Genomic DNA, 12,944 nt, shown 5'->3' with positions numbered 1-12,944 from the left:
GGACAGGATCGCAACCCTTGGTACAACGAAATATATTTTCCTGCCCCAGAGAATTAGTGTGCTTAAGCGCAAAATCGGCAAAGCCAACTTTAGGCGCACCAATGCTATATAGTTTAACATTAAGAATTTTTTGCTTTGCCCAGTCAGCAATCAATGCCGCTATAGCTCCGCCTAAACTGTGACCAACACAATGAAGTGTTGCATTTGCTGGAAGCATGTTTATATATGGCAATAGCTCTTTTTTCATTGACTCAAAAACGGAATTAAAACCTGCATGTACTAAAGCACCACGTTCAGTAGAACTTGTGGAAGCGCGAGCATCGGTTGATAAATCATTTAAACTGGCAAAATTAGTCCCGCGAACCGCAATGACAATATCATCCTTATATTGTTCGCTTTGCCCTTGTCCTATTAGGGCGAACCCAGTTTGTTGATTTTTTGCTTTGGCTACAAAGCCACCAGAGGTGCCCATGACAGGCTTTGAAAACGAATTAAAATTGAAGTGATTTGCTAAATTTTTACTTACATCGAAATCGAATCTCTTTGTTTTTTTGTGTTTTTTGCACTGCATATGCGACAGTAGAAAGTTCTACTACCATATTCGGTGATAAGGTTCCCATAATTTCATCCTTAAAATTTAAAGTGAACAAATAGATCTAACAATTAGGGGGTATTCAGGTGCCTCCACATTGACTAATTCAAACACCTCTTCGTCATTGCATATATCTGGATTTAGATTACTTAAGTGTGACTTGCAAACATCAGGACAGGTAATGTTATGTTGATTTGTGGCCCAGATATAAGTTTCGCTATCATTGCCATCCAACGTAAACTCTAAAACTTGCCTAACAACAGGTTCATGTAAAATATTACCAGGTAAGCGTGATTTGATAGCTTTTGCTGTAAAACTAAATTCACCTTCAGCGTTAGTCATACAGTTATCTGAATATTCTTCATCTGCATAGGTTAGGCTACGTTCTATGAGTAGCTCTTTAATAGGGATGCCATTGTTTGTTATTTTTCCTGAAACTTCTGGGCATAATTCAACAGTATGTTTCTTAAGCATTCCTAGCATATTTCTGCTCCTTGCAAATAAAGATAATGATAATAATACCCATATTTAAGAAGTAAACTATTTGCGGGTAAAGAATAAACAATAGATTTAAAACTCCTTTATTTATATGCACTTAATGATTTTTTTGGTTTCTGAATAGTTAGTTTTGGCGTATTTAACATGTCAGGTGATTGCTGAAGCTAGTAGAGGTTGAGCAGACGTTCTCTCACTGACGGCCTAGCAAATTTAAATCACTGTAAAACAAAAAGCGACCGAATGGTCGCTTTTTTGTTGGTTGAAAAATGCAGCTTTAGCCTTAACCACTTAAATGAACCGTGGGTAAGTCAGTGACCATGTTTATTGCAATGACGCTACAATTTCACGGAAAAACGCGATGGTTTCTTGTTTTGAATTCAACTCATCAAGAAAGCCCAAATCGGCGCTGTTTTTAACGATCACTACATCGTGTTTTTGGTTTACATAAATATATTGCCCGTATACGCCGACACAGAAAAATTCACCTTGTTCGGCTTCTGGCGGTAGCCAGATTTGATAGCCATAACCTAATTTGCCGACTTGAGGTTGTAGGTAATCAGCTTGTGGTGTGGTGGCGGCTTTAATCCAGGCTGCTGACACGATTTGCTTACCATTAAATGCGCCATTGTTCAGTAATAAGCGGCCAAAGCGGGCGTAGTCGCGGGTAGTAACATTTAAGCCGCCTAAGGCAAAGGCTGTGCCCTGGGAGTCGGTAAGCCAATAGGCATCGCTTTCCATGCCAATGGTGTTCCAAATATTTTGCTGTAAAAGCTCGACTAATGATTTACCGCTCACTCGCCTGAGTATCATGCCAATAACGTGGGTATCCATGCTTACATAATGAAATGCTTTGCCTGGAGCTGACTCATTAACCAGTTCGCTGGTCATTTGATCTAACGAGCCGCCAATCGCCAGTACCCGGCCCATTTTATTAATGTCAGAGTAGAAGTCTAGGTAGTCTTCGTTCCACTTAACTCCAGATGACATTTGCAGTACGTGTTTCACTTTGACATTACCATAACCAGATGTGGCAAGCTCGGGCAGATAAAAGCCGACGGTTTTTTCGATATCAATCTTGCCAGCATCAACCTGCATACCGAACAATATCGATACAAATGATTTGGCCATTGACCACGAGATGCGTTTGTCATCACTTTTCGTGCCGAGAAAATATTGCTCAAAGGTTATGTTGTCGTCTTTAAGTACCAGTAATGCTGTTGTTGCCCTACGAGTGAGAAAATCATCAGTGTTAGTGACGTGACCTCTATAACGAAATGATTCAGGTAAGGCGGCTAAGTCGACGTCGAACACATAGGGAACGCCTTGTTTGACGATTTTTTTGTTAAAAAAGACATTCTTCATATTGGAAAAATTATCTACCACGAGTGCCTCATCAAATAAGCTGACTACGCTGTATAAGCGAGTAACGCTTTGCCAATTAAACGCGACAAGGATGATGACAATAATAAAAATGCTTAATAAGACAGCTTTGATGAACTTAAACACAGTCGACATTGACGTTTCCAGATAGATAAAATTGATGTAATGACAATAACCTATAGCGATCATCGAAATAAATCAAATACTTAACAAGCAGGCCGTTGTCGCCCTTGAACGTGATGTGAACCATGCAATAGATCGTAATGTTAATCCCCAGAATCTGTAGAAATAATATCCTCACCGAGTTGCAGCAATTTAAATTGCTGCTGTCTATTTCTATTTAGACACAGCTGTTCAATTTGCTCCGTAATTACAGCGCTTGGTTGCAGAGCTAAAATCGCGGTTGTGTCCAAGTTTTGTTTGATTATCCTAGTGGTTATTGATGATATTATTTACTGTGTGTTTTAAATTAACGTTCGGTTGACGATTTTGTTACGTTTTTCTCTATTGCTAAAGTAGGTGTTGGCAGCGCGTAATACATTATGTGTGATGTATTTTGTTGAAAAATATCAATAACTTCATTTTGTTTGTTTATTTTAGCCCTTCATTACTTTAGAGTATGCGCCGCTAGGAAAGCAGGTTAGCCCGACGGTAAGGTTAGGCTACATTTGAGTTAATGGATAACCCCCACTTTTGATGATTTATCCATGCTTTATATCTGCTTGAACCTCCTAGCGTAAAATAATCAAATAAAGGAATGATTGATGAAAAACGTTACTGCATTAGCACTAGTATTAGGTTTTGTGGCTTTACCAGCTATGGCTGCACAAGATGCACCATTTCACCACGAAGCGGGTTTAGGATATTCTGCTAATACTGAAGAATTCGGTGATGGTCTATGGGACCTTAACTACCGTTTCTATCTTGACTCTGTATCACAAGAAAAAGGTCCATATGCATTAAATGGCTTTTTAGCACAATCTACCAATGTTGGTGCTAGCTATAAAATGCAAGATGATATCGACCTTGATATTTTCTCTGTTGATGGCACTTATGTTTTCGATTCAAAGTGGTTTGTTGGCGCTAAAATCGAACGTTATGATGTTGGTAGTTTTGATACTGACACTTATCAACTTGATCTTGGTTACTACTTCAACGACAGCTCAAAAGTTGCTGCATTCTATGTTGATGGTAGTGATATTGATTCAATCTACGGTCTTGAAGTTCGAAGCTTTATCGATCTAAAAAACACTACTGGTGTTGATTTAGGTGCTAAGTGGACTCATACCGATGCTGACGATATTTTCAACGTTAATGCAGATTGGTATGTAACTAAATCATGGTCTGTTGGTTTAGGTTATGACGATAACGGTTCAGACGATAACTTTACCGCCAAAACAGCTTATTGGTTACGTATGTCAGATGCTTTTTCAGCTACATTTGAGCTAGGAAAAGTACTTGATTCTGACGTAGACGGTTTGTTTGTTGGTGTGGGTGTTGTTGGTCGTTTCTAAGCGCTAGTTAGAAATGATTGATATGTAATTGTTGATATACATTGATGATTAATATAAAAATTAAGGAGCCTTTTAGGCTCCTTTTTTATTGTTTGGTTATTTTTTTTTCATCCGTATGCAAAGCATTAAGCATTAAGCATTAAGCATTAAGCATTAAGTCATTTGGGCCACGTTTAGGATTACGCATCCCGGCAATGCTTACATCCTTGTCATTCTGCTAATACTTACATCCTTGTCATTCCGGTAATGCATTTGAGCCGGAATCCAGGTTTTGACTTTGTTTAAGGTGTCCAGTGTGCTTGTGAACACTGCGTGGTTTAGCCCTTTGTAGTTAAATCAAGTACGCGTAATCCACCAACTAAAACGGTCATTTCTGGCACCGTTATGTCAAGTTGGTCTGCTTTATTAACTAACATATCAACAGGCGACTTATAGCTTTACTCTGCGTCAAATTGGTTCCTAAAACGCTAAAGTAAACTAAAGGTATTTACATCTGTCATCGCTTATATGGCATTACCACACTGGCATTAAATGGCACAGATATAGTAAAACCAACATCTTTAGCGGCATTTTTTATTGTAGCGGTATCCTCTAGAACAGTTAAGTAGGCCTGTGATACTTTGTTTTTACGAATGAAGCTGTCTTTGTAGTCTTCTTGAATCGCTTTTAGTGTTGAATCATTCATGCTATCTAACTATCGACTTGATGTACCCGAAGATTAGAATCTGGGGCTAAATGACTAAGCGAAACTAGGGTATAGGAAAGTATCTAAATGGTTCGTCTCACAAAAAGTTCACAACGACTCGTGCCGTCGAAATTCTAATTAAAGTGTGTTTCCTTATGATTCAGCTCACTTATTCTACAAAAAATAGCTAAAGAACATACCCAATATAATATAAAATGTTCAATTTATTTAAGTTTAACTAATTACTTATAAGGTTATGTTGTTGTTTTAAAAGGATTTGATTTTTACATAGAAGTTGGTTACTCTCTATTGATGAATTTTTAGAACATGGAAAGTTAAAAGTGGACTATTTACAGATCGTAATTATAAGCTTGAAGATGCTGCACATGAACCTGTTATTTACTTAGCTAAGTTAATGGAACTTGATCAATATTCAACTTATATTCGAAGTAATAGCGAAAAAATACTTCCGATATTAATTGGAGTATTACTCTATCGTCAATTAAGTAGACCTGAAAAAAATAAAATTTTACCGATGGCAAATAGCCTAAATAATCCTCAGTTCCTCAATTCGATTCAGGCTTTACTGTCTCAAAATATAGCTAATCCGAACTGGAACAAGTGGTGTGCATCTAACTCTGAATTAAGAGATTACTTCCAACGTAATAAAACTGTAAGTGATTTTATTGGTACTTGGTTCTTCACAGTTGAACCTAAACTAGAGGTGAGTTTTTTAGCTAGTAGTATTTTTTCAGTGGCAGGCATTAGGGATAAGTGGTTTTGCTCTAGAGGCTTCTGGAGGTGCTGTCAGTGAATCGATGGTATCTTCGTTATCAAAAAAAACAGGTTTAAATATTACAAAAAGTTCTGTAAGAGCTTTAGGTAGGAGCACAATCATTGTAATGATTCTAGCAAGCACAATGAAGATACTGAGTGATAGTGATATGACGTTAGCTAAAAAAGAGCTCTTACGTAGAGGCTTATTGAATGTTGAGGATCTTTAATTGATATTTTGGATAATAGCTTATTTATTTTCTTTATTCTTAGTCTGTGTTCATTCCGTTTCTATAATAAAGAAATTAAAACTAAAACAGAAAATTAATTTTTTTGATAAATCTATTTTCTGCTTCACTTTGTGTTTGAATCTTTTCTCCATTTCAGTATTTTCAATAATATCTTTAGATTTTCTCAATGTTAGTTCTATATTCAAAGTTGCAATAGTCACTTTGAGTGGAATACCTCTATTTATGGTAGTGTTGTTTTCTATGTCGCTCTCAGAAAAGTCGTAAGGGATGGGTTCTGGTGCATAATGTTTTGAAATATAAATTTATTTTATTTATGGGCTTGTTTTTTTCGGCTAACGCTTATACTAGTGCTCTATCTACGATGACTTGTAAGATATTAGTCATTGCAGACACAGATATTGTCAGCAATCAATCAGAGTATGATCATGATATTAAGTATAATTTCCAATTTGAACATAAAAATCAGATTATAAGCGCTACGGTTGGTGTGATTAGACCCGAACATAAGTCCATATTGCTAAATAAACCTGCAAAAGAAATCTCCAGATTTGAAGTTATGGAAAATGCTTATATCGAATACGGAAGAATATTGGAAGAAGAGCTTTTCTATGATGTCAGATTAATATATACACAGAATGGTTCTTGGATCCAACATAATACCAAATTAACCTTTTGGGCGGCAGAATTCCCAAGCGTGCTCAATAGTCAGACATTATTCGGTTTTTGGTCAATGGCGACCGATGAAGAATTATTTACTATTACATTACTTATATCACCGCAGGCACCAACTTCTGATGAATATGACCTATTAGCCACTGATATAGCAATCGATATCGTCAATCAAATAATAGATCAATGTCAGATCCAATTACTTAGTGATGCAGTTTAATCTATGGCGCTCCGAGAGGGGCAGAGTTAAAGTATCAATTTTTAGCATACCTTATATTAATATATTTCATCAGCAACTCGCTATCGCTTAAATCCGCTTAAAATCCTTATCGAGCAGATTACTGACGAGCAATTGTCCTGCTTGATTGACTCTACATTCGCTATATTTTGCTTGTGCAAATTCCTCTGCTCGGCCTTCTTCAAAGAAAAATGCGTTACCGGCAAGTTTTACTCTGCCGTCACGAATGCGGTACTGAACCAGTCGCTGGGCGGGTGTTAATACCGCGCCACGATAAATGCTGTCGAATTGGGCAATGCGATTGTGGTCGAGAGTGACAATCATAAAGCCATCATGGTTATCGGAGTCTTGCTCGACTGACCAGCTGATCGCAGTCGCAATATCATAATTTAGCTCCATATAGTCGCCTTGCATTAGGGAGCGTGGATCGACGGGGGCCAGTTTGAACAGGATTATTTCGCCATTAGCTAACAGCTGTTCTTGTTGATAGATTTTGTAGTTAATCAGGGCAAGTATCACCACTGCTGCAATAATAGCCCAAAGTGACCGCTTACTCAGCTGACGTGGATTGAGCGCCCCCATGTTATTCGAGGTCATTATGCTTGCTCCTTATTAAGTGGTCTGTTCACTTGACCGCTTTCAACCATAGCGCTCATTTCAGCCCCATTTTCAGTGATATTATTAGGCTTATTTTTACGCTTACCGCTAGCATTTTTACTTATGGCAAATCTGAGGATTAGTAATACTATGCCGCTGGCCATTAACCACAGAGATTTATCAAACAAGTCGATATGGAGTGAGTAATAATACATGCCGATAAAGGCGAGTAGGGCACATACCGAAATGATGACTAATTTTCGTTCGTTGTAAAAATAGCCCAGCAGGAGCATCAATACTGCGGCGCTTAATCCGCTCATGACGATGGAAAGTAGGCCGATTAATATTGTCGCGAGGATCACCATCAACTTGTTGCGAGGACGCACAGTAACAACTCGATTGGTATAGCTATCGGTAGTGGAATGGAGCAGGTTAACAATGTGATTAATCAGCCATAGCATAGATAGCAAGCTTATTGCGATGGCCAAATAGTCACTGATGCTGGAGTTAAATGCCATTAATACGCTGGGTCTTTCTATGATATCGCCCATATCAGATAACATGAAATTGGCGAGGAGCAAATTAATAGCAATAGCATAACCTAACATTCTAAGACGCTGATAATACTGCGGCCATCGATAAACGTGCGACCAGATAAGCACTAAACTCAGCAGCAATAATGGCAATATTAATAGCGTGACCTGGTTAATCACTAAGATAGCCAAAAAGCTAGGCACCATGGCTAATGCAGCCACAAATTGGTTGGTTTTATGAGGAATGATAATCCAGTGAATCATAAATGTGACCAGGTAAATAAGTGCAATCAGGGTCTCATGACTAGATTCTAGCCATTCGTAAATCCCCAAAAGCCACATTATTTGTCCGCTTAAGCTAAATGCAAATACCATCTGCAGAATAAACTCTTGCCGATTGGCGCGCAGACGGTAATAAACTAAACAGCTTAGACTTAGTGCGGCACCAAGGCCGATAAACGATTGGTCGATATCGCCAATGATGGATCCACTGACTAGCACACAGGCCAATAAAAACAGCGCCGCAACCCAGCCGCCAATAATTTGCATGGCAATAATGTACCAAGGGCTGGCGAGTGTGGTTTCTGGTGTTGTATTAGTGTTTACCAGTTGGTGATTAACCAGCGTTTGCCATAATGCCCTAGCGTTGAGGTTACTCATCGGCGGCTACCTCACTTTTAACATCACTATTGCTCGCGTCTTTATGCTCAAGACTTGCCATTTCGCTGAACTGTTTCTGCCATTTTTTTAGCCAATATAAGCTGCCGCTGGTTACACCTACGACTACCATAGCAATCAGAAAAAAACTCGCTATTGAGTCGTTAGATTCTAATAGTGCTCTTGAAAGTAGTGACACAATAGCAGCGCTGATGCTGGTTAATACCAGGGCAAGTGGATATAAGGCGGGGGCGCGATAACGGTACCATATAAATAAGCTAGTCAGGGTGAGTAGGTAAAGTAGCGCATAATAAACAGCATGTTCACTGGCTTCATACTGATAGTTTAAGTCAAAAATGACCCAAATGATTAGCCAGGTAAATGCACTTACGCTAGCAAGTAAACTGCTTTTTTCAACCATTGGGCAGTTAAAGCGTAATTGGCCAGGCCATTTACAGCGTTTAGCTATGGTAAATGCTAGGTGGATGACTAAGTTCGTTACGCCAAAAATAGCGATTTGTTGGATGTCTTCCTGTAAAAAACTAAACACAGAAGCAAAGGATTGAAAATATAGTCCTTGGCTTATATTGATTAAGACCACCAGCAGTAACCACAACAGATCAAAGCCTGCGATGTAGGCAAAGGGTAAAATTAACACTGCCCAAATAGCAAATAGTTGCCAAGGATCTGCGCCAGTTTGGTATGTTTGTCCCACTAGGGCTAGTAATGCCCCAAGCATGATGCTGGCACCGAGTAACATGGCATTGGGCAAGCTCCAGCCATAAACATTTTGGCTCTGTTGTTTAAGAGGGTTTTGCGGTGAATGCTGCTTTTTTTGCATGCGGTTAATCAGATAAAACCCACTAATAAACAGAGCAAATAACCCTTCGACTATGGCAAATTTACTCAGGTGAGCTAGTGCGTCCCAATTGAACGCCATGAAAAATATCATCCCAGCGCTAAGTAGCAATACCCCAAGATAGAGTAATATATTGGCAATTAATTGCTGCCAATTTTCTGTGTTTGGGTGTGGATAAGCTACTAACATTGCAGCTTTAAGGTTTGTGGGCTCGATTTTGTTGTCTAAAAACCATTGCCATATGTGTGAACGTTTTTCAATCATCCTTGTTCGTTATCCTTTTTCTGAATCAATAGCCGTCCAAGTTTGCTCGTACTAACTCTAATTCAAGCTCACGTTATTGATATGCAATTTAAAGCTATGGAAAAATCAAACAGCGTTTTAAACATAGCTCATCTGCTGAGTACTTTTCATTAATATTAGCCCTTATCATGAGAGCTTAAACTGGGACTCTTGCCTGACAGATGGCATCGCGAGTGTTGTGTAGACAGTAACCGATATTGATTGCGGCTATCAACGACTATTTTCCGATACGATACTGATTTTGCTATTAATATCATCACAGCTGCCAGCGCTTGGTCTCTGGAGTAGGCAACAAAATGGCAGTAATAGCTTTTATACCTGATATGCGTTACCTGCCGTGATGTAACACTGCGCTGATGTGCATGAGGTTACTGATTAAATCCGTTTTTAAGCCATTGATGAGACATCATTTATATTAGTATCTTTTAGTGGCGACTCACATTTATAGCAGTCGCTATTGAGCATCAGGCTGGTATTGCCTACAATAGCGCACGTTTTATTAACTACAGCACAAGACAATGAACGACACTACAGCTAAACCTGCTTTACCTGATCGCCTTAGCGTTAATCCACGTAGCCCACATCATGTGGAAGCCGTTTTCGAACACGAGATTGGTATTTTACTTAATGGCAAAGAGCGTAATGATGTTGAAGAATATTGCATCAGCGAAGGTTGGGTAAAAGTTGCCTCGCACAAAGCATTAGATCGTCGCGGCCAACCGCTTACGATGACAGTAAAAGGCAAGGTTGAAGCGTTCTATAAGTAGAACTGAGCATTATCTCTGAGCCTATTTATTCACTGTGTAAAAAAGCGAACCTGACAAGGTTCGCTTTTTTGTTAGGCGCCGTAGCTATGTTTTACCGCGGCGATGGCTTCTATTCCATAGCTTGGTGCTGTGTTAAAGCCCATTACCTGAGTATATGTTGACTCGTTTACTCATGCTCAAAAACACAGTTGCTTAACACTCTTTATGGCTAAGCATAACCTTTACTCAAGTCATATAAACGATTTGATAACTCTGAAGACGAACTACTGACATTCGCTAATTCAAGCGCATCTTTAGCATTTAAGTCATTACTGACTCTAATGTTTTCGGCTAGTTGGTTAATTTCGCCCGATACGCTTGATTGTTCACTGGCGGCCATCGCGATATGCGAGGTACTGCTACTGATGTCACTAAATACTTCAATAATTTCGTTAAACCCTGCAATTACTTTTTCTGATCGAGCTAAAGATTCTACGGATAAGGACTGTGAACTGACGATGATGTTCACGCCCTGACTAGCCGATGTTTGCAGCTGCGCGATCATCGCTTCAATCTTACTGGCTGACTCTTGAGAGCGGCCTGCGAGGGTTCTTACTTCATCGGCAACCACCGCAAATCCGCGCCCTTGTTCACCCGCTCTAGCGGCTTCAATAGCTGCATTCAATGCTAACAAATTGGTTTGCTCTGAAATACTCTTAATCACATCTAACATGGTTCCCATTTGCTGGGAGTCAGAAGCAAGGCGATTAATAATATCGGCTGTTTTTTGGAGTACTTGTGACAGCTCTTGGTTAGCTTTGCTGTTTTCTTCGACATCAACCATGCGCCGTTGAATAAGCCCTTGGGATTCGTCGACGGTTTCTGATGTTGATTTTGTGTTTCGTGCCACTTCGGCAGCGCTGGCAGACATTTCAGTGATGGCCGCTGCAAGCATGTGGTTTTCTGTGAGTTGTGATTCAGCCCGTTGTTTTAGCATAGAAGACATTTCATTGAGCTGTTTGGCTCTATCTTTGGCTTCTACCGCTTCGTTTGCTATTTGTCCAAGCAAGCCTTTGAGATGTTCACTATATTGATTAACCGCTTGTTTTAATTTACCTATTTCATCATAGCGATCTATCTTGAGAGTTGCAGCAGAACCGCCACTGATTAACATGCGAATTTGCGCAGTGGTCTCATTGACCCATTGCATCACTTTGTTAGCATTAAAAATTAGAATACCAACAAAGAACAGCAGCATGGGAATGAGCGTCGCATATAAACTAAAGCTTAAGTCGCTGATAGGTTTTTGGATAATGGGATCAGGCAAAACAATACCAATTTTCATGCCTTCTTCGGCCATGTCCATTATTGCCAACATAGAACCACTGTCTTCCACTACGCCCTCTGGTAAGTGGATAATGGTCTGGCCGCTGTTGATTGCGCTCAACAGCGGTTGAAGGCTGCTATCTTGGGCGGCGACCTCACTGAATTTTTTCATATCAAGTGATGATGAGCGAATACTTGGAAAGCTGATTATTTGATTGTTTTGGCCCAATACAAAATTAAAACCGCCTGATTCTTGGTTTTGGCGCTTAAATAATTTATCTAAACCCGCTAGCATTAAATCAACGGTTGCGACGCCCCAAAACTTACCTGCTCGATTGATCGCGACAGTACAGGTCACCATAGCAGTGCCACTGACAGGGTCTTCATAAGCTTCAGACCAACCACACTGTCCGGTTTTAAGTGAACGCCCAGCGATATACCAAGCTTCATTGTGATAGCCTGGACCGTCAGGCTTATTGTAATCATCAATTTTGTCTAATTGCCCTGAAGCATTGCGTGCCCAAAAAAAGGACTTTAATGCCACACCAGAGCTAAACGCATTAGGTTCTGGCCAAATACCACCACCAGCGATATTGCCATTGCCAAATTGGTCAATAATTTTGGGAAATAACGCGCTAAATTGCTGCTCGTCTAAGGGTAAGGTTTCTGCTAATGAGGCTAAGCTTTGGGTTAGCACCGAACCTTTGCTTAGTTCAATTCTAACCTCGTTGACACTGGCTGAAATACGCAGTAATTCTTTCTTTTCAACTTCTTTTTGAATTACCGGTAATGCTAAGGTCTGCATTACGATATAAATAAGCATAATCACTGTGACTAATAAGCCCACACTAAGATACTTTGCTTTTTGTGCAATTAATAACGTTTGCTTTTCCATAAAAGGGTTACCCTGCGCGAGCTCGCTGAACCGAATGTTACTTTAACTTTAGTCTAGGTTGTTGGTTTTATGTTAATACTTTAGTTACTATTTTTTACATTTATTGTTATATCGTCATCGACAACTGCCACGCTTGAGTCAACCTTGCCAAGGGTGTGTTGCTTTTAGTGCATATTTAGCCGTTGTGGTTGCCTTAGCGTTAAGCCACTAAGCCGCATCATGTGGCTGTAATTTTTGAATTTGAGATTTGAGATGGGGATGGTGTTTAATGGCAAAGAGCGGACAGATGTTGTAGCAGATTGCAGTAGTAAAGGTTGAGTAAACGTCGCCTCGAAAGCATTAGATCGTCGGTGCCAACCGCTTAAGATGACACCGACTTTAAGTAAGGCTTATTCCATCTTCACTAAGTGCTGAAAACAACAGGCTA

12 protein-coding genes are annotated in these 12,944 nt (G+C 39.7%); 4 read left to right on the top strand and 8 right to left on the bottom strand.

All coding sequences use genetic code 11. The annotated features are described in order from the left end of the window. From ACED29_RS09165 to ACED29_RS09155, 3 genes are all read right to left on the bottom strand, one after another. Positions 1-472 (bottom strand): lipase family protein (locus ACED29_RS09165; protein ID WP_371697511.1); only part of this gene is annotated, 472 nt, incomplete at its 3' end. 165 nt (positions 473-637) lie between these two features. Continuing rightward, positions 638-1,075, bottom strand: coding sequence for a DUF6795 domain-containing protein (locus ACED29_RS09160; protein ID WP_182755126.1), 438 nt, complete (start codon positions 1,073-1,075; stop codon positions 638-640). A 336-nt stretch (positions 1,076-1,411) separates the two neighbouring features. Further along, positions 1,412-2,605: a serine hydrolase domain-containing protein gene (locus ACED29_RS09155; RefSeq protein ID WP_371697510.1), complete on the bottom strand. Its 1,194-nt coding sequence runs from the start codon at positions 2,603-2,605 to the stop codon at positions 1,412-1,414. 629 nt (positions 2,606-3,234) lie between these two features. Here ACED29_RS09155 and ACED29_RS09150 point away from each other — a divergent pair. Continuing rightward, complete coding sequence (locus tag ACED29_RS09150; RefSeq protein WP_182697555.1) at positions 3,235-3,984, top strand: putative porin; 750 nt, start codon at positions 3,235-3,237, stop codon at positions 3,982-3,984. 496 nt (positions 3,985-4,480) lie between these two features. Here ACED29_RS09150 and ACED29_RS09145 read toward each other — a convergent pair whose 3' ends face one another. Next, positions 4,481-4,669: a hypothetical protein gene (locus ACED29_RS09145; protein WP_371697509.1), complete on the bottom strand. Its 189-nt coding sequence runs from the start codon at positions 4,667-4,669 to the stop codon at positions 4,481-4,483. A gap of 415 nt (positions 4,670-5,084) precedes the next feature. On the opposite strand from ACED29_RS09145, the gene ACED29_RS09140 reads away from it, so the two are divergent. Together ACED29_RS09140 and ACED29_RS09135 are read left to right on the top strand one after the other, a co-directional pair. Then, positions 5,085-5,483, top strand: a complete 399-nt coding sequence (locus ACED29_RS09140; protein WP_371697508.1) for a hypothetical protein — start codon at positions 5,085-5,087, stop codon at positions 5,481-5,483. Positions 5,484-5,971: 488 nt separating this feature from the next. Further along, positions 5,972-6,583: a hypothetical protein gene (locus ACED29_RS09135; protein WP_371697507.1), complete on the top strand. Its 612-nt coding sequence runs from the start codon at positions 5,972-5,974 to the stop codon at positions 6,581-6,583. A gap of 87 nt (positions 6,584-6,670) precedes the next feature. Here ACED29_RS09135 and ACED29_RS09130 read toward each other — a convergent pair whose 3' ends face one another. Genes ACED29_RS09130 through ACED29_RS09120 form a run of 3 tightly spaced genes read right to left on the bottom strand, consistent with a single transcriptional unit; the run spans position 6,671 to position 9,511 of the window. Continuing rightward, positions 6,671-7,198, bottom strand: coding sequence for a GDYXXLXY domain-containing protein (locus ACED29_RS09130; protein ID WP_371697506.1), 528 nt, complete (start codon positions 7,196-7,198; stop codon positions 6,671-6,673). After that, positions 7,198-8,391 (bottom strand): DUF4401 domain-containing protein, encoded by a 1,194-nt coding sequence (locus ACED29_RS09125; protein WP_371697505.1) that lies wholly within the window; start codon positions 8,389-8,391, stop codon positions 7,198-7,200. The genes ACED29_RS09130 and ACED29_RS09125 overlap by 1 nt, the downstream gene beginning before the upstream one ends. Continuing rightward, positions 8,384-9,511 (bottom strand): DUF2157 domain-containing protein, encoded by a 1,128-nt coding sequence (locus tag ACED29_RS09120; protein ID WP_371697504.1) that lies wholly within the window; start codon positions 9,509-9,511, stop codon positions 8,384-8,386. Before ACED29_RS09120 ends, ACED29_RS09125 begins: the two co-directional genes overlap by 8 nt. 557 nt (positions 9,512-10,068) lie before the next feature. On the opposite strand from ACED29_RS09120, the gene ACED29_RS09115 reads away from it, so the two are divergent. Next, complete coding sequence (locus tag ACED29_RS09115; protein WP_124015478.1) at positions 10,069-10,317, top strand: DUF3297 family protein; 249 nt, start codon at positions 10,069-10,071, stop codon at positions 10,315-10,317. Between the two features lie 208 nt (positions 10,318-10,525). On the opposite strand, the gene ACED29_RS09110 is transcribed toward ACED29_RS09115, so the two are convergent. Further along, positions 10,526-12,517, bottom strand: a complete 1,992-nt coding sequence (locus ACED29_RS09110; RefSeq protein ID WP_124015479.1) for a methyl-accepting chemotaxis protein — start codon at positions 12,515-12,517, stop codon at positions 10,526-10,528. Positions 12,518-12,944: the final 427 nt, after the last annotated feature.

The sequence above is a fragment of the Shewanella sp. 5S214 genome, from assembly GCF_041439795.1.
GTDB lineage: Bacteria > Pseudomonadota > Gammaproteobacteria > Enterobacterales > Shewanellaceae > Shewanella > Shewanella vesiculosa.
This window is presented reverse-complemented; position numbering and strand designations above follow the sequence as displayed.

Bases quoted from the DNA above. Each gene is read 5' to 3' on its own strand.
- ACED29_RS09160 (WP_182755126.1), bottom strand. From the start codon at position 1,075: ATGCTAGGAATGCTTAAGAAACATACTGTTGAATTATGCCCAGAAGTT.
- ACED29_RS09155 (WP_371697510.1), bottom strand. From the start codon at position 2,605: ATGTCGACTGTGTTTAAGTTCATCAAAGCTGTCTTATTAAGCATTTTT.
- ACED29_RS09150 (WP_182697555.1), top strand. From the start codon at position 3,235: ATGAAAAACGTTACTGCATTAGCACTAGTATTAGGTTTTGTGGCTTTA.
- ACED29_RS09145 (WP_371697509.1), bottom strand. From the start codon at position 4,669: ATGAATGATTCAACACTAAAAGCGATTCAAGAAGACTACAAAGACAGC.
- ACED29_RS09140 (WP_371697508.1), top strand. From the start codon at position 5,085: ATGGAACTTGATCAATATTCAACTTATATTCGAAGTAATAGCGAAAAA.
- ACED29_RS09130 (WP_371697506.1), bottom strand. From the start codon at position 7,198: ATGACCTCGAATAACATGGGGGCGCTCAATCCACGTCAGCTGAGTAAG.
- ACED29_RS09125 (WP_371697505.1), bottom strand. From the start codon at position 8,391: ATGAGTAACCTCAACGCTAGGGCATTATGGCAAACGCTGGTTAATCAC.
- ACED29_RS09120 (WP_371697504.1), bottom strand. From the start codon at position 9,511: ATGATTGAAAAACGTTCACACATATGGCAATGGTTTTTAGACAACAAA.
- ACED29_RS09115 (WP_124015478.1), top strand. From the start codon at position 10,069: ATGAACGACACTACAGCTAAACCTGCTTTACCTGATCGCCTTAGCGTT.
- ACED29_RS09110 (WP_124015479.1), bottom strand. From the start codon at position 12,517: ATGGAAAAGCAAACGTTATTAATTGCACAAAAAGCAAAGTATCTTAGT.